This window comes from Pelagicoccus enzymogenes (genome assembly GCF_014803405.1).
GTDB lineage: Bacteria > Verrucomicrobiota > Verrucomicrobiia > Opitutales > Opitutaceae > Pelagicoccus > Pelagicoccus enzymogenes.
In genome coordinates this window covers 162,684-179,252 of the sequence record NZ_JACYFG010000006.1, presented here as the reverse complement: position 1 = coordinate 179,252, position 16,569 = coordinate 162,684, and the positions used below count along the sequence as shown (strand labels likewise).

The 16,569-nt window shown below is 53.9% G+C and carries 12 protein-coding genes; 5 read left to right on the top strand and 7 right to left on the bottom strand.

What is annotated here, in order from left to right:
• Nucleotides 1-7 precede the first annotated feature (7 nt).
• Nucleotides 8-3,055 (top strand): alpha-L-rhamnosidase-related protein, encoded by a 3,048-nt coding sequence (locus IEN85_RS03350; RefSeq protein WP_191615651.1) that lies wholly within the window; start codon nucleotides 8-10, stop codon nucleotides 3,053-3,055.
• A 19-nt stretch (nucleotides 3,056-3,074) separates the two neighbouring features.
• On the opposite strand, the gene IEN85_RS03345 is transcribed toward IEN85_RS03350, so the two are convergent.
• Nucleotides 3,075-5,081: a Sip1-related alpha-galactosidase gene (locus IEN85_RS03345; protein ID WP_191615650.1), complete on the bottom strand. Its 2,007-nt coding sequence runs from the start codon at nucleotides 5,079-5,081 to the stop codon at nucleotides 3,075-3,077.
• Between the two features lie 152 nt (nucleotides 5,082-5,233).
• On the opposite strand from IEN85_RS03345, the gene IEN85_RS03340 reads away from it, so the two are divergent.
• Both IEN85_RS03340 and IEN85_RS03335 read left to right on the top strand, forming a co-directional pair.
• Entirely contained in the window at nucleotides 5,234-6,319 is a 1,086-nt protein-coding gene (locus IEN85_RS03340; protein WP_191615649.1) for a Gfo/Idh/MocA family protein, read from the top strand.
• Between the two features lie 12 nt (nucleotides 6,320-6,331).
• Nucleotides 6,332-7,141 carry a sugar phosphate isomerase/epimerase family protein gene (locus tag IEN85_RS03335; protein WP_191615648.1) on the top strand — a complete coding sequence of 270 codons (810 nt, stop codon included), beginning with the start codon at nucleotides 6,332-6,334 and terminating at the stop codon, nucleotides 7,139-7,141.
• 113 nt (nucleotides 7,142-7,254) lie between these two features.
• Here the strand turns inward: IEN85_RS03335 and IEN85_RS03330 are convergent, their stop codons facing one another.
• From IEN85_RS03330 to IEN85_RS03305, 6 genes are all read right to left on the bottom strand, one after another.
• Nucleotides 7,255-9,090 carry an ABC transporter ATP-binding protein gene (locus IEN85_RS03330; protein ID WP_191615647.1) on the bottom strand — a complete coding sequence of 612 codons (1,836 nt, stop codon included), beginning with the start codon at nucleotides 9,088-9,090 and terminating at the stop codon, nucleotides 7,255-7,257.
• On the bottom strand, nucleotides 9,087-10,967 hold the full coding sequence (locus IEN85_RS03325; RefSeq protein WP_191615646.1) for an ABC transporter ATP-binding protein: 1,881 nt from the start codon (nucleotides 10,965-10,967) through the stop codon (nucleotides 9,087-9,089). The genes IEN85_RS03330 and IEN85_RS03325 overlap by 4 nt, the downstream gene beginning before the upstream one ends.
• Before the next feature lie 51 nt (nucleotides 10,968-11,018).
• On the bottom strand, nucleotides 11,019-11,801 hold the full coding sequence (locus IEN85_RS03320; RefSeq protein ID WP_191615645.1) for a ChbG/HpnK family deacetylase: 783 nt from the start codon (nucleotides 11,799-11,801) through the stop codon (nucleotides 11,019-11,021).
• A 9-nt stretch (nucleotides 11,802-11,810) separates the two neighbouring features.
• On the bottom strand, nucleotides 11,811-12,848 hold the full coding sequence (locus IEN85_RS03315; protein ID WP_191615644.1) for a Gfo/Idh/MocA family protein: 1,038 nt from the start codon (nucleotides 12,846-12,848) through the stop codon (nucleotides 11,811-11,813).
• Between the two features lie 15 nt (nucleotides 12,849-12,863).
• A complete protein-coding gene (locus IEN85_RS03310; protein WP_191615643.1) occupies nucleotides 12,864-13,637 on the bottom strand; it encodes a ThuA domain-containing protein in 774 nt (257 codons plus the stop codon).
• 64 nt (nucleotides 13,638-13,701) lie between these two features.
• Nucleotides 13,702-14,502: a helix-turn-helix domain-containing protein gene (locus IEN85_RS03305; protein ID WP_191615642.1), complete on the bottom strand. Its 801-nt coding sequence runs from the start codon at nucleotides 14,500-14,502 to the stop codon at nucleotides 13,702-13,704.
• A gap of 75 nt (nucleotides 14,503-14,577) precedes the next feature.
• Between IEN85_RS03305 and IEN85_RS03300 the strand changes: the two genes are divergently transcribed.
• Both IEN85_RS03300 and IEN85_RS03295 read left to right on the top strand, forming a co-directional pair.
• Entirely contained in the window at nucleotides 14,578-15,735 is a 1,158-nt protein-coding gene (locus IEN85_RS03300) for a Gfo/Idh/MocA family protein (RefSeq protein WP_191615641.1), read from the top strand.
• A gap of 30 nt (nucleotides 15,736-15,765) precedes the next feature.
• Nucleotides 15,766-16,548: a sugar phosphate isomerase/epimerase family protein gene (locus IEN85_RS03295; protein ID WP_191615640.1), complete on the top strand. Its 783-nt coding sequence runs from the start codon at nucleotides 15,766-15,768 to the stop codon at nucleotides 16,546-16,548.
• Nucleotides 16,549-16,569: the final 21 nt, after the last annotated feature.

Genomic DNA, 16,569 nt, shown 5'->3' with positions numbered 1-16,569 from the left:
AGTGAGGATGAAGGGATTCGCTTTTTTACCAAGCGATTTCGGAAGTAAACGAATTAATTTTTTAAGTTTTCGTTCGGTTGAATCGAGTGGGCATCGTCTTTTTTTAGAGAAGCTGTTTCGACGGCGGACGTGCGAACGAGCACGCGAAAACCCTCGTTTTACTACCCATTTTTGCATGATTAAACCCCCTCCATCGAAATTTGTTTGGTACAACTCCCACGGAGAGGGGAGAAATCGTTTCGCCCATTTTCGGAGGTGCTTTGAACTTTCCGAGGTACCATCCCATTTTGGGCTCTGTCTCTTTGCGGACACCGCCTACCAGCTTTTCGTCAATGGCGAGTTTGTTCAGTTCGGACCGGCCCGCTTCGATATACGCCACCCTCTCTTCGACGAGGTGGATATCGCATCGAAACTCAAAAAGGGACGAAACGTCGTTGCCGTTTTGGTCAAGTCTTTCGGGTGCAAAACCTTCAAAGATAACTCCGTACGAGGTGGTTTTATCGCATGGGGTCAGCTTAGCGATGGAAACGGAGAAGCGGTAGACTTTTCCACGTCTCAGGACTCGTCGTGGAAGGTTCGTAAGTGTGATGCGTTTTACGCTGAAGCTTTGAAGATGAGCTTTGCCCTCGATGCGATCGATATTTTTGATCAGAGCCAAGCCTTGTCGGGCTGGGAAACTCCAAACTTTGACGACAGCGATTGGAGCCCAGTAATGGAGCTGCAAAAGCAGGATGGATGGGGTCCGTTGAAACAGCGCACTATTCCGTTTATGGATCTCGGAGAGGTTCCTTTCCGAGTTTCGCGTCCTGTGAATCCTTTGTCTGATCAAGAAATCGTGCACGGGTTTTCGGTGGCCGGCCCCCATTTTCACGGGGAAGAGCACATCTTCGAGGGAAGAGATAATATGGCTCTTGGAGTGGCGACGTGGATACACTCGTCCAAGAATCAAAATGTGGTAGCAGGGCTTTTTTGGGGGAGCTACTATTTGAACGGAGAACTTTGCGATATCGGGATCGGAGTTGATGGACTGCGAAAGAACGTTTGCTTGAGTCTAAAAGAAGGTTGGAACTCATTCTTCGCCGTCGAAACCTTTATCGATGACTGTCATAGCTTCATGATGGCTCTACCTCGCTCCGCAGATCTGAAGCTGTCTCCAAATAGGAAATACGACGATGATTTGGCTTGGTTGCGTACCCCGATTCTGGGATCCACTTTCAGGGATGAACCTTTTGAGGGCAAGGTCCCAATTCCCTGGGATGATAGCTTCGATGTAGATGGCGGCTGGATAGAAGTTTATGCAGAGGAGATGGATTCAAATCCTGCCCGGCGCTCCATGTGGGACTTGTATGCTCCGCCTTTTGAAGAAGTAGGTGCCGACGAACTCGAATCTCATGTATTCAAAATATCAGACTACCCTGTGGGGTTCTCTCTGTTCCTAGAGTTTGATTGCATGCAACTTGTCTTGCCACGAGTCGCTCTGTCTGGTGTTGCGGGAGCGACAGTCGACCTCGCTTATGGCGAGCACTTGAGCGCGGATAGCAGCCACCTTGAGCATACTATTGTTTACCAAGCGGGCGATCGTATCCTCGCAGCCGAGGACAAGGTTGAATACATGACGAGTCAGCCGAGAGGGACTCGTTACATGAGGATCACGGTCAGGGGAGCAGCTGCGGATGTCAGGTTAGACTCGTTGGTTTTCCTGTCCTGCCGTTACCCAGTCGACAAGTTGGGGCGTTTCGAGTGTTCGGATTCGCTGTTAAACGAAGTGTGGGTGATGTGCGAGCGCACTCAGCATGCGAACATGGAGGATGTGTTCGTCGACTGTTCGGGTCGAGAGCGCGGTATGTACCTCCGCGATACAATCATTCAATACCACAATACCTTAGCCGCCTACGGAGACACGATGTTAATGGGGCGATGTATGGAATTGTTCGGTCAGTCCCCTGATGAAACCGGGAAGTTTAGAGCGGTCTATCCCAACAAGGGCGACTACACGATTTCCGACTTTGCCATAGAAGCGATCGAGGGCTATTGGCAGTACTATCTGAATACAGGAGATGTCGATAGATTACGAACGGACTGGCCTGCCATGCTTGGTAGCATCGACTGGTTCAACAATCTTTCTGACGAGCGTGAGGACGGATTGCTGGATGCTGACTGGCCTAAGTTGAAGGGAATCAAGGCACATTACGGAGGTCTGCACGGGGACAACGGTGTCTCGGATGCGTTGATGGATAAGACGGGACCGAATGCGAATTTGACTTTCCCTTATCTACAGATGCTCGGTAGCGCGGCTAAAATAGCCCGCTTACTTGGAGAATCCGTACAGGCTGAAGCATTTGAAACGCGGCGTGCTATGATCGCTGAAAACGCCAGGAAGCTGCTCTGGAACGAGCAGAAAGGTTGTTTTAACGACAATATTGAAGGTCGCACCCAATCCTTCCATGCGAGTATCCTCGCAGTTCTTGCAGAGGTTGCGACCCCTTTGCAGAAACGCTCGATTCGAAGGTGGCTTGAGACTGAGTTTAAGAATGTTTTTCTGAATGGATACTCTCCGGATGCAGGAGCTTACTTTAGCCCCGCGTATTCTTTCTTCATCTTTCAAGGCCTGTATGAGCTCGGTCTCACGAAGTTGGCTGAGTCTCTCATGCGCGAAGGTTGGGGCTGGATGCTGGCGAGTGGAGCAGTGACGACCTTTGAGTTTTTTCGCACGACTGCGAGTCATTGCCATGCTTGGTCTGCCAACCCGTTGTGTTTTCTTTCGAAGAATGCCTTGGGTGTGAGCTTTCCGGCAGCCCCTGACTTTAGCCACGTTAAAATCGATATCCAGTCAGAGCTCGATTGGGCCAAGGGTGCGTATCCAATTCCTGGTACCAAGCAGCTCATCGAAGTGGATTGGAAGCGAAACGAAGAGGGCCTGATCGAAGCAGTCGTTAGTGCTCCAGCAGGGATTACGATTTCCTGGGATCGATCCAAGGTTTTGCTTAGCCAAAGCCAGGGTGCCGAAACGGCCCCTGCGAGAGGTTGTCTTACTGCCTCTCAGAGGGCGGTCTAGGGACGGTTCTCTGTGGGTATCACTCACCCATTTCGATAACGATTTCGATCGGTCCGAATGAATCTACGGATACGGTAAAGCCGTTGTTGTCTAAAGCACTTGTGGCCTCGGCCTTGGCTCCATTCACGGTGACTGATTTAGGCATCCTAGTTGAACTGAAGAGGATCTCTCCAGATCCAGTCAGCTGATAGACTACGGTGTTATCGCTGGTCTGAGTCGCCGAATCGACCGCCGCGATACCGTTGAGTTTTCCGTTAATTCCGAAACAGGCAGTTCCGCCAAGTACGGGCGCGTAGGCAAAGAGTCCGGCATTCGCGGGTGAAAGGTTACAGCTCAGCTCTTCCCCCGTGCTTAAGCGACGGATGGAATGATTTTGGTAGTCATATATTGAATACTCTGAATCAATATCCTTTGTCAGTTCTTGCAGGGAGACACGTCCAGATTGTTCGTTTTCAGTGTCGCAATTGAAAAAGGCTACCGCACCAAATCCGCCTTGATGTTGATTAACAACTGCAAGCAGCTCTGGGCTACTCTGTGGGTCTTGGAAGAACTGGCGGGCGAGCGGTTTTCCGGCCTGGGAAAAGCGAAGTATCCGGTTTTCACCGACGACGAGTTTGTCGAGTAAGGTGTGGTCTGTCAGTTCTGGCTTATCGCTGATGTAGACGGGACCTCCTGAAATGACGCGGCCGATGGCGTGCATTTTGGCGTTTCGGTGGTAGGTTTGGAACATGTCCCAATCCGGTACACAGAAGTTGCTTGTGAAGGCAGCGTTGAACACGTTTTGCACGATATGGTGGATCTGGGCGGCCTCGTCTTTCTTTGGATAAAAGTCACCGGAGTTGCGTACGAGGTTGCCTGATAGGAGTTGAAAGTAGACCTCGCTGCTTTGGCTCATGCAGTGCAGGAGGTTTCCGCTCAGCTTTTCTATGGCGGCGGATTGCAGGCCATTTTGGTAGGAGTCACGAATGCCGTTCTCGGGCAAGTCTTCTCGGCGGCTGAACAGCTCGAGTTGGGCTTGGTTGTCGACCTTTACTAGGTTGATGCCTTGCTCTGAGAGTTTCTGGTAGTAGTCGTGGAAGAATGCGTCGACGCTCTCGTGAGCTACGTGGACCCGCTTTTCGATGGAGTATTGGTCGGGCCACCCTGCAAAGACCTCCATCTTTCCACGGGTCGTCTCAAGCTCGTAACGATCGGCGAGGGGACCTTCTGGGTCGATTCCTCCCCAGTATCCTTGCAAGGTATGCCAGACTCCGATCCACCGCAGCTGATGACGGTCTCTTAGCGTTTTAGTCAGTTCGCCCAGTCCGTCGGGAAAACGCTCGGTATTCGTGGCGAAAGATCGCAATCCCCAGTTTGCGGATACGTCTTGCCAGCCGTCGTCTATGATGAGGAAGCCAGGGGTGTGGCCGTCTTTTTTAAACTGGACGAAGCCGGTTTCGATCTTCTCCGCGGTCACCTCTCGATAGAAGGCGTCCCAGGTGCACCATCCGAGCGAATCGATAAAGGTGGGGTCTTCTTTTTCTTCGCGGAGTTTGAAAGTGTTGAGGTGCTGGCGTGCGACTTTGATTGAGGAGGCGATCAGCTCCACAGGGTCTTTCCCATGGGAGAGAATGAAGGCGGGAGCTGCTTCCGCGCTGGTTGTTTGATCGGAACGCAGTCCTGCGCGAAGTCCGTTGTCGAAGTAGAGCCGGCCTCTTTGGTTGGGCGTCGGTAGTGGTAGGAGGAGGACGCAGCTTCCGTCGGTTTGTTGGGCCATGATAAAACCGAGGTCCTCTCCGGGGTTGGTATCTCCGTGGGAATCGAGGTCGTCGCTCCAGGTCGGTATCATCCAGAACACGCCACTACGCTTCGCAAGGTAGAATTGCTTTGCATTCGGAAAGTCCAGGGCGCCGAGGTCGAAGTCTCTTTGCTCGTGAATCGGATGGGTGAGGATCCAGTGTTGATTGCCGTCGTGGGCGATGTTTTCCCAGTGAAGGGCGTTCGAGAATCCAGTGATGAGCATGGCAACGGAAAGGACGGTGTTCATGAAACGTAAGTTGGGGGTGGGCGTTGTGCTGCCCATCGAGAGTTGAGTTTCGGGGGGCGTCAAAAGCTTTCAACGGATTTACCAAATGCAAAATCGAGGGCATTCGAGCTTTTCGGTCTTTTGCCTGCTCAACATTGACACCCATTTTTCCTATGACCCAACGACTACGAGTCGGAATACTAGGTTGCGGAGCGATCGCTCCGGCTTATCTCAAAAATCTGACCGGTGATCTTTCCGCCTTGGTGGAAATCGCCGCATGCGCGGATCTCGATCTCGATTTGGCTCGCAAGCGGGCAGAGGAGTTTCGAGTGGACAATGTGGTGACTGCGGAGGAAATGCTGTCCGATGCGGGAATCGATCTTGTAGTCAATCTAACTCCGGCGCCGGCGCATTTTAAAACAAGCTTGCAAGTATTGCAGGCAGGCAAGCATTTGTTCACTGAAAAGCCGCTTTGCCTAACCCTTGAAGAAGGTCGCGAACTTTTGGATACGGCTGAACGTAATAACGTACAAATCGGCGGGGCAGCAGATACCTTTCTCGGTGGTTCGTTCCACTCATGCTCGAAGCTTGTTCAAGAGGGTGCTATTGGTTTCCCGGTAGTTGCGCACGCATTGATCACGGTCGGAACTTTCGACTCGATGCGTTACCACAAGGTTTTTTCCGGGTCATTGCTCGACCTTGGCCCGTATTATATCACCGCGATGATAATGCTCTTTGGCTCGGTAAAACGTGTATCGGGCATCGCAGACGTTCGCTTTCCTGAAAAGGTCGATGGCCAGTCCGGTGAGCGTTTTTCTCTGGATAGAGCAAGTACGGCGGTAGCGAGCCTGTCGTTTGAAAGCGGTGTGGTTGCCACGGTGATCGCTACGGAAGATGTGCACAACTACTTTCCGAGCGTTGAAGTCTTCGGGAGGACGGGCCGGATGAAGTTGAGTGATGCGAACATGTACGGCGAGAAGGTATCGGTAGAGACAAATCAAGAGAAACGATCTATTAATCCGTCATCAAACGACGGATACATTTCGAAGGGGCGGGGGCTCGGCGTTGCCGAAATGGCCTTGGCCTTGAAGGACGGAAGGTCGCCTCGGGCAAGCGGAGCCTTGATGTACCACGTTCTGGAGGCGATGCTTGCTGTATATGAGTCCTCGAAATCAGGGGTGAGTATGACGATTGAAAGTCGAGCGGAACCGTTTCGGCCTTTGCAGGATAGCGAACTGAAGTCCATACTCGGAACGTAGAAAGGAGCTATTTTGGACAGACCGAATATTGGGTTGATTGGGATCGTTAAGGACGATCTAGAGGCGGACTTTTGGGCTACGCTCGGTCGTATCTCGAATCTCGGGTTTGCTGGGGTTGAAGTGGACGCCAGAGTGTTTGAGCGGCTCGGACTTTCGCCCAAGGCGTTTGCCGAGCGCCTGTCAGGGATCGATATCGAGCTCGTTGCCGCTCATTGTACGAAGTACTCGTATCTTGATTTTGGAGACGATTTGATTCGCCAAGCGAGCGAGATGGACGCTCGTCATCTTTGTATCGCTTGGGGCCCTACGGAGTCGGCGGAACAAATCGCCGCTGACGCGGAGCTCTACAACAAGATGGGGAGGCGTTGTCGGGAGTTGGGCCTCGTTTTGACCTACCACAACCATGACCACGAGTTCGCAAGGATACCGGATTCGCGAGAGCGCTATTTAGAGGCGCTCATGCGGCAGACCGATCCTCAATTGCTCCGTTTGCATCTTGATATTGCGTGGGCCACTTTTGCTGGAGTCGATCCGTTGGCCTACGCTGAACTTTTCTCGGACCGAATCGCGGTGTTGCACATGAAGGATCTGCAGGGCCTAGAATCTGGTTGCGAGGAGGCGTGTGGAGAAAGGGATAAAGCTCGGTTTATAGAGGTTGGAGACGGGATTGTGCCCTGCTCGGAGATGGCTCGGTTTGCGGTGAAGGTTGGCGTTGAATGGCTGGTGGTGGAGCAGGATCGCCCTGCGGATCTTTCTCCTTGGGAGAGCGTGGAGCGTAGCCTGAGTAATTTGCAGTCGTTGTTGAAGTCGTTTGAGGGTTAGTCGGCTTTGAAGACGACTGGCTGATTTATTTTCTGACGTCTTGGGACAGTGTTGAGCGCAGTGGCGAGAAGCTTCGTTCAGTGAAGGAAATCTCTGCTGCAGAGCTCCTAGCTCTAGCTTGAGAAATTTTGACAGAGGGTCGCGTATGGTCCTCCAGCTTGCAGCAGTTTGTCGTGGGTGCCGCGTTCGACGATGCGTCCTTTGTCGAGCACGAGAACCAAATCAGCCTTGCGTATGGTGCTTAAGCGGTGGGCGACGATGAAGCTGGTGCGACCGAGCAGGAGGCGTTCGAGGGCGGTTTGCAGCTTTGCTTCGGTGAGGGAGTCGATGGCGCTGGTCGCTTCGTCGAGAATAAGCAGGCGAGGGTTTGCCAGCATGGCTCGGGCGAAGCAGACGAGTTGTCGCTGGCCCAGCGAGAGCGAGGCTCCGCGTTCGCCTACGTCGGTGTGGAGGCCATGGGAGAGGTCTTCGACGAGGTCGTCGCAGTCCAGTTCGAGAAGGATCTTTTGGACCTCTGCTTCACTCGCCTCGGGACGGGGCATGCGGATATTGTCGAGCACGGTGCCGCTGAAAAGAAAGTTTTGTTGAGTCACGATTCCCATCTGGTCGTGGATGGAATCGGAGGTGAGGTTTAGGAGGTCTTGGCCGTCCAGCTTGATTTGCCCCTTATCCGGTAGGTAAAATTTAGATACAAGGTTGAGGATGGAGCTCTTGCCGCTTCCGGTGTGCCCGACGAGGGCGATGCTTTGCCCGGCTTCCGCCTTGAAGTTGATGTCGTGGAGAACGGGTTTGCCGGCGACGTAGGAGAAGGTGACATCGCGAAATTCGACTTCGATGCCGGAGGCGTCTTTGGCAGGAAGGGCTTGGGCGGAAGGGGCGTCGGTCCAGTCGGGCTCCTGGTCGATCAGCTTGAAAACGCGTTCTGCTCCGGCCATGGCGATGAGGGCTTGGTTGAATTGGGAGCCGAGTGTTTGGATGGGGCCGAAGCAGAGGTTAGCGAGGAAGAAGAAACGGATGAGGTCTGCTATTTCCATGGCTCCGTCGAGGGTCCTCCACCCGCCTACGAAGAGCAGCAGGGCGATGAAGAACTGGCTGTTGAGCTCGAGTAAAGGGATGAGCAGCGCGGAGGTGCGGGCTAGCATCATATTGAAGCGAGCATGGTCCACGATGAGGGCGCGGAAAAGATCCGCGTTGCGTGATTCGCGAGCGAAGCCTTGGGTGATGCGGATGCCGTTGACGGATTCGGCGAGGTTTGCGGTAACCCGGCTGAAGCTCTCTTGCGTTTGTCGCGACGATTGGCTGAGGCGCGAGCGGAAGTGGCGATTGATTGCCCATAGGATCGGAGCGAGGGCGGCCACGATGGCGAACATGACGAGATCGGTATACGCCATGAGGCTTGCGGCGAAAACGAGAATTCCCACTTGTACAATGGAAACGAAGAAGACGTCTTGGATAGCAGTACGCAGGGTCTGGACGTCCGAGGTCATGCGACCAATGATAGACCCCAGCTTTACGCGCTGAAAGAATGCCATCGGCTGTCGCTGGACGGCTTCGAAGATTTCGCTGCGCAAGGTTTTCACTACGGTTTCTCCGATTTCCTGGGCGAATCGCTGGCGGAAGTGGAAGAGGAAATCGGTGCTGAAAGCGAGGAGCAGGTAGCCTGCGACGGACCAAAATAGGAGATCTGTATCGAATTGGGCGATCGGACCGGCGATGATGCTGCCGACCATCCAAGCAAGAAGCGGGAGCTGGATAGCGCGGACGAGGGTGAGCGCTATGAGGAGGTTTCGCTTGAAAGCGATGGGCTTGGTGTAGCTGATGAGTCGGGTGATCAAGCTCCACTCCAGCGGACGGGTGAATGCTTCCTCCTCGGAGTCTCGTTGGCGTTGCAGCAGGCCGATTTCTCGTGGGGTTCGGTCGATGCCGCGAGGCGATTTTAGATCGTTCATTCGAAGTCTCCTTTTCTGTAAAAACTCTCCAAGTCCCCCGTGTCTGCCAATTGCAGGTGAGCGACTCGACGATAGGGGCCTCTTTGTTGGAGGAGCTCTTGGTGGCTGCCGCGTTGGGCGATGCGCCCCCGCTCCATGACGATTATGGTGTCGGCCCTTTTCAGGGTGTTGAGGCGGTGGGCGACGAGAAAGGTGGTTCGCCCTGCGATGGCTTGATCTAGGGCAGTGAAAATTTCCTGTTCCGTTTCACTGTCGATGGCGGCGGTAGGATCGTCGAGAAGGAGGATTGGTGGCTCGAGCAAGATCGCGCGGGCGATGGCGAGACGTTGTTTTTGGCCGCCGGACAAGGTGTTTCCGTTTTCGCCGAGAATGGTTTCGTAGCCGTGCGGGAGGGCGCTTATGAAGTCGTGGGCGGCGGCTATTCGGGCCGCTTTTTCGATTTGTTCCCGAGTTGCTTCGGGGTGGCCGAAGGCGATATTGGCGGCGACGGTGTTTGAAAAGAGGAAGCTCTCCTGGAAGACGATGCCGATGCTGCGCCGGAGGTCTTCGAGCTTGAGTTGGCGCACGTCTATGTCGTCGATCATCACCTGTCCGCTCTGCGGGTCGAAGAAGCGCGGGATCAGGCTCATGAGCGCAGATTTTCCGGAACCAGTAGCGCCGAGGATGGCGACGCATTGGCCGGGCGGCACCTCGAGGTCTATTTCGTCCACTACGGACTGAGTCCCGTTGTAGGCGAAGCTGACGTTTCGCAGGGAGACCTTTCCACTGATCGCTGGGCGATGAATCGGGTGGGGAACGTCTTTGACTTCGATGGGTGCATCGAGAATTTCGAAGACCCGTCGGGCGCCGATAAGCGACTGCTGCATGCTGTTGGCGACGTTGGCGACTTGATTGACTTGGTTGGAGAACTGCTCGAGCAGGCCGGCGAAGACGACCAGTCCGGATCCAAGTGCCAGTTGTCCATTGATCACCTGCCAACCGCCGAAGCCGAGCAGCACGGCGATGTTGACGCGTGTCAGGAAACCGACGGTCGGGGAGAAAAGGCTCACCCGCCAAAAGATGCTGCGTTGCTGCTGGAATACGTTCTCGTTGGCCTTTTCGAAGGCGGCCCTTTGGTCGTTTCCGAAGTTGAAGGCTTTGATGACCTGCATGCCTTGAAGGTTTTCGGCGAACCTCTGGACAAGGCGGTCGACGAGTTTTTGGTTCTTACCGTAGAGAGGTTGTATCCGTCGCGAGAATACAGTGGTGAACAGCCAAAGGATAGGAGTGGTGGCGAGGCAGGCTAGGGTGAGGCTGGGACTGAGGCTGACCATGTAGAGAGTGTAGATGGTCAGGGAAACGCTCATTATGAATACCTGGATAACGACCTGATCCATGAACAAACGCACGGATTGTACGTCGCTAGTGACTCGAGTGATGATGGATCCCGTGGTATTGGCGTCGAAGAAGCGAAAGCTCAAGCGTTGCAGGCGTTCATAGACTTCTCCTCTCAGGTCGACCACAAGTTTGCCTTGTACTAGTTGGTTGAGGGAAATCGTGTAGGCGTAGTTTAGGAGACCACGTAGGATCGCGAAAGCGAGGATGGCTGCCGCGATGGTTGCGATGGCGACCATAGGTTTCCAATGGCGGGGTACGGTGAACCCGAACTTGCCGGCAGGATAGGCGACGCTTTGCTCGGTGATACCCGATTCGCTGATGGAGTAGTGGATGTAGTCGATGCCAAGTCCGGTAAGGGTGAGCCCCGCAAGTCCCAGGCAGAGCAGGGCGCCTTGCAGGCTGATGACCTTCAGGCTATTGCCGCGGTAGCGCCAGATCAGCCTAAGAAGGCGTTTGATCAGCCACCAATTGTCGGACTTAGCTTGGGACGTCTCTGGCATGGCGGGTACTGTTCTTACGGATACAGTCGGTGGTACTGCTTGTATTCGTGGCTAGCCCCTCGCGGCGTAGCTGACCAGTTGGATGTTTCGGTGGCGAATGAGCTCTAGCAAAGAAGGACTGCAGCAAGCATCAGTAAAGTGTTGTCGCTCTCGCGCTATTTTTCGGCCGTTTACATTACAGATACCTTGCATCTCCTCATTGTCGAGAGAGGGATGGTCGATCAAAATCCACTTGCCAGGCTGGAGACAGGAAAGGGCCTGGTGGAGGCGTTCCGTCGTATTGGCGATTTCGGATTTTGGCGCGAGTGGAATGCTTTTAAATCCGGCGGCGAAGGGATCAGCCGCTAGTTCGTACTCGACGGCAAGTTCGCGGCAGAGGGTCCCGATTCGAGGATCTGCGTCGTTGCAGCCCATGTGGTAGCTGAGATGGTTGAGCTCGGGGAGTTGGGCTTGGCAGAGTTCGATCTGAGCGCGAAATTCCGCTTCGACTTCGTCGCGTTTCCAAGGCCTGTTGCGTAGGCAGAGATCGCCATCGAAGCGCGGCCAGATTCTGGGGAGGAAGTAGCCTAGCTCGTCGGTTAAGCTTGGGCAGTGCGTAAGTGGACGCCACTTCACGTTCGGCCATTCGGACGTAAGGGTAAGGTGTACGCCGACATCGCGGCCGGCAGGAAGGTCTTTAAGCAGGGAGACTGCTTCGGGAAACCAGGAGCAAGGGGCCATTATTTCGACCGATCGGGCAATGCCGTCGCGCAAGGCTTTGACGCAGGCGAGGTTCGCGGCGTGGCTGGATCCAATGTCGTCGGCTCGAACGAGAAGCTGGATTTCCGCTGTCATATCAAGGAGCTAGGCGAGGCTGACCGGCTGGCCCGATGCGGCGCTGAGGTAGATGGCATCGAGGATTTTCATGACGAGTAGGCCCTCCTCGGCGGTGGCGGTGTGTGGACGTCCTGCGCTTATGCAATCGACGAAGTGGTACATGCCGCTAGGGGGGCCTTGGGTGCCGCCTTTGATTTCGATATCGAGTTTGCTGCCTTGCGATTCGGTGTAGAGGAAGCTTCGGAAGTCGTAGCTGCCATCGATGTTGTTTTGCGACAAGCCGCCTCTCGTGCCAAGCAGCGATGTCTCCATGGTTTCCTCCTTGATGTGTCCCATCCACGAGGCCTCGACTTGCAGGCTAACGCCCTTTTCGAATGTGATCTGGGCGGAAGCGAAATCTTCGACGTCGAATTCCTTTCCGGCTGCGTCGGCTTTCTGTTTACCAAGCGTATTGGCGGTCGTGGCCAATACGTATTTAGGTTTTGGATATCCCATGAGCCAGAGAGCGAGGTCGAGTCGGTGCACGCCGAGATCGATCAACGGCCCGCCGCCGGCTAAGCTCTTCTTGCCGAACCAGCCGCCGAAGCCCGGCATCCCGTCGCGGCGCAGCCAGCGGGTTCGGCCTGCGTAAACGTCGCCGATCGCTCCCGAGTCAACTTGTCGTTTGAGGGCCCAGGAGGTCGGTGTGAAGCGAAAGGAAAAATTGATCATCAGCCGGCGGTCGGCGTTTTGGGATGCCGCGATCATCTCTTCCGCTTCCCGAGCGTTGAGCGCGACCGGCTTTTCGCAGAAGACGTGGGCTCCGTGCTGGAAGGCTTGCAGGGCTACGGGCTTGTGCAGGCTGTTTGGCGTGGCGATGCTGACGATGTCCAGCTGCTCGTTGGCGAATAGTTCGTCAACCGATTGGTAACGATTAGGAATCTGGTGCTGGTCTCCGATATCCTTCAGCCGTTTTTCGTCGAGGTCCACAAGGGCGACCACAGTGGAATCCGGGTGTTCGTGGAAGGCTTTCACGTGGTGCCTGCCCATGCCGAGGCCGACGACGGCGCACTTAAGTTGCTTCATCTTTCGAGCCTGTGACTACTGGCCTTTGATGCCAGCTTCGCCAAATGTGGCACTTTTCTCGGAAAGGGACTCGAGCGGTTCGGTGTTGGGAGCGAGATTGGTGGGGATGTTTACCATTGGCTTTGCCCAGTGAACCGCGTTGCGGATCACTTGTTGAACGTCTTTGTTGTGGTAGGTTGGATACGTCTCGTGACCGGGGCGAAAGTAAAAGACTTTTCCATTGCCGCGAGTCCAGGTCGCTCCGCTGCGAAAGACTTCTCCTCCTTCGAACCAAGAGATGAAAATCAGCTGATCCGGTTCTGGAATGTCGAATCGTTCGCCGTACATTTCCTCGTTGAGAAGCTCGACGTATTCTCCAATCCCTTGGGTGATGGGGTGTCCGGGTGCGATATTCCAGAGTCGTTCTTTTTCTGCTGCTTCCCGCCAGCGAAGCGAGCAGTTGGAGCCCATGAGGCGCTTGAAGATCTTCGAGTAATGGCCGGAGTGCAGGACGATCAGGCCCATGCCCGAGAGTACTCTTTGCTGAACTTTCTCGACGATCTCGTCGGAAACCTCGCCGTGGGCGCAGTGTCCCCACCAGATCAATACATCGGTATTGTTCAACACTTCCTCGTTTAGTCCGTGCTGATCTTCGTCTAGGGTGGCGGTGCTCACCTCGATCTTGGCATCTTTCTCGAGGGACTCGGCTAGGGTCGAATGGATCCCTTTTGGATAGATCTTTTGCACAGCTGGGTTGCTCTTCTCGTGTCGAAATTCGTTCCAGATGGTTAGCTTGATTGTATCAGTCATATCTATGGGCTGGAGCTTTTGTTTGCTGCAAGGCGGCTTGGGAAGCTGCCTTGCAATTAATTCGTTAAACGGAGTCCTCGCGATTTTGAGCTCTGAATTCGGAAGGACTCATTCCGGTCTTCTTCCTAAATTGACGGGAGAAAAAAGGAGTGTCGTTGAAGCCGAGGGCTTGAGCGATCTGGTCGATATTGAGAGTACTCTCGAGAAGTAAGCGTTTGGCTGTTTCGAGACGTTGCAAGATCGAAAAAGTTCTCGGTTGGGTTTGAGTCAGTTTCGCGAAACGTCGACGGTATTGCGAGAGCGATAAGCCAGCTTCCTTGGCGAGCTCCTCGGTGGGAAAAGATTGATAGGGCCGTTCTTTAATTCGCTCAACTTGGGCTCGAATAATCTGGTCGCGAGGGTCCTCCGGACCGAGCAGCCAATCACGGGCGAACACATGAAATATCTTAGTCGCCCAATCGTTCGCCTCTTCCTGTTGCGATAGGGGAACTTCAGAGAGGTAACGTGCCATTTCGTGAATCAGGCTTAATCTTCTCAGTTGGATGGGACGGAGTTTGAATGCCTCAAGTCCTCTTTTGTTGGTAGGCTCGTTGATGCACCTAAAGTGCAAGCCAATGTTTCGCATTCCCGCCGAGTCGAGCCGTTCCGCATAAACGCTATCGTTCGGATACAGCAGAATGGCTGTACCTGCCGAGAAGGGGATGAGTTCGTCGTTGATCCACATTTTTCCCGGTCCTGAGAGTGCAATCCAAAGATTGTAGTAATCCGGAATATTGGAACGCCAGTTCCAGCCCGGTGGATTGTTGTGGAGAATCAAGCGGTCGCAGAGGGAAAGTTTTAAACCTCTGAATGTTTCTTGTTTCATGAGATGACAGGAAAGTGCAAAAGAAGCTCCTTTGAGTCCATTCCAAAGAAGGGGTCGTTTTGCTATTATTGCGACATGGATAAATCAGTTCGCGTCGGTATCATCGGATTAGGAAACATGGGGAGCGCTCATGCACGAATGATCAAGGAAGGGAAGGTGCCGGGCTTGGAGTTAGCAGCTATTGCGGACGAGCGAAGTGACGTTTCCAAAGCTTTCCCTGATATCCGTTTCTTCGAGTCTGGAAGCTATTTGATAAAGTCTGGAGAGGTGGAGGCTGTGATTGTTTGTACGCCTCATTACAGCCATACGACATACGGTATCGAAACTTTGGATGCAGGTTTGCACTTGTTGGTGGAGAAGCCGATATCAGTTCACAAAGCAGATTGCGAACGTTTGATCGAGGCGAGCAAGGGTAAGGACGTCGTCTTTGCGGCTATGTTTAACCAACGCACAGATCCGGCTTACCTCAAGTTGAAGCATTTGATCGAGAGCGGCGAGCTGGGTGAAATCGAAAGAGTGCAATGGACCATCACGGACTGGTATCGACCCGACGCCTACTATGCCTCGGGCGGCTGGCGGGCCACATGGTCGGGTGAAGGTGGGGGCGTTTTGATGAACCAATGTCCGCATCAGCTCGACCTTTGGCAGTGGCTCTTTGGTATGCCAGAAACGATTTGGGCGGATTGCCAGATCGGTCGTTTCCATGACATCGAAGTCGAGGATAGCGTTACTGCGGTTATGAAATATGCGGATGGTAAGCGGGGCGTGCTGATCACTACGACCGGCGAGGCTCCGGGAACGAATCGCCTAGAGGTCGCTTGCGCCAGAGGACGGGTCATCTTGGAAAATGGAAAAGTCGAATGGCTGCGCAACGAAGTCGAGAACCGCGAGTTTCTGAAAACAACGAAAAACCTGTTCGGCAAGCCAGACACCTGGAAGGTTGAGATCCCTTTCCCCAATACAGGAGAACAGCATCTTGGAGTGCTGAAAAACTTCGCCAAGGCGATACTCGATGGTGAGCTCTTGATAGCTCCTGCAGCGGAGGGGATGAACTCGGTCGAGCTTGCTAATGCGATGCTGCTTTCAGCTGCGGAAGGGGGAGAGGTGAGCTTGCCGATGGATAGCTCGCGTTATGAAGCTCTTCTCAAATCTCGTATTGCTGCCTCGAAGCCCAAAGCTCGAGTGGAAGTGCGAGGGTCGGTAGATAGCGACGAATTTGCGAAGTCCTTCTAAGCAAGGTGAAAAGATAAATAGGAATAGATAATGCCGAAAATAGAACAGTTTGGAGTGATCCTTTATACGTTAAGGGATTTTGTGAAAACCCGCGAGGACGCCTTGGCGACATTCGAAAAAGTATCGAAAATGGGATACAAGTCGGTGCAGGTCAGCGGACTGTCGGCAGACTTGTTTTCTGAGCAGGAGCTTGTGGAAGTCTTGGGCGAGCGGGGTTTGACGATTTGCGCTACGCACGAGTCTGGGGAACAGATCCTCAACGAAACTGATAAGGTGATTGCCCGCCTGCAAAAACTAGGCGTACGCTACACGGCTTATCCTTACCCTGCGGGGGTAGACTTTTCTAACGACGAGGAAGTGGATGCACTGATCAAAGGACTAAACGACGCCGGTCGAAAGATGGCGGATGCGGGCTTGGTATTGTGCTACCACAACCATCATCACGAGTTCCAGCACAGCCGAGGTAAGGTCATCCTAGAGCGAATCTACGAGGAGACGGATGCCCGCTGCCTTCAGGCTGAGATTGACACTTTTTGGGTGCAGAGGGGCGGCGGTTCGCCAGCTGGTTGGTTGCGTGGCCTGAAGGGTCGATCACCGCTTTTGCACATGAAGGACTATCGCCTCAAGTCTGATTCTCTGGACGCTGACTATGCGGAGATCGGCAATGGAAATATGGATTTCGTGGAAATTGTCAGGGAAGCGGAAGCAGCGGGATGCGAGCACTACATTGTGGAGCAGGACACTTGTCCTGGGGATCCCTTCGATTCGCTATCCCAAAGTTTTGAATACATCCGAAAGAATTTGGTTTGGTAGCTTATGCGGGAAGGCCGGTCT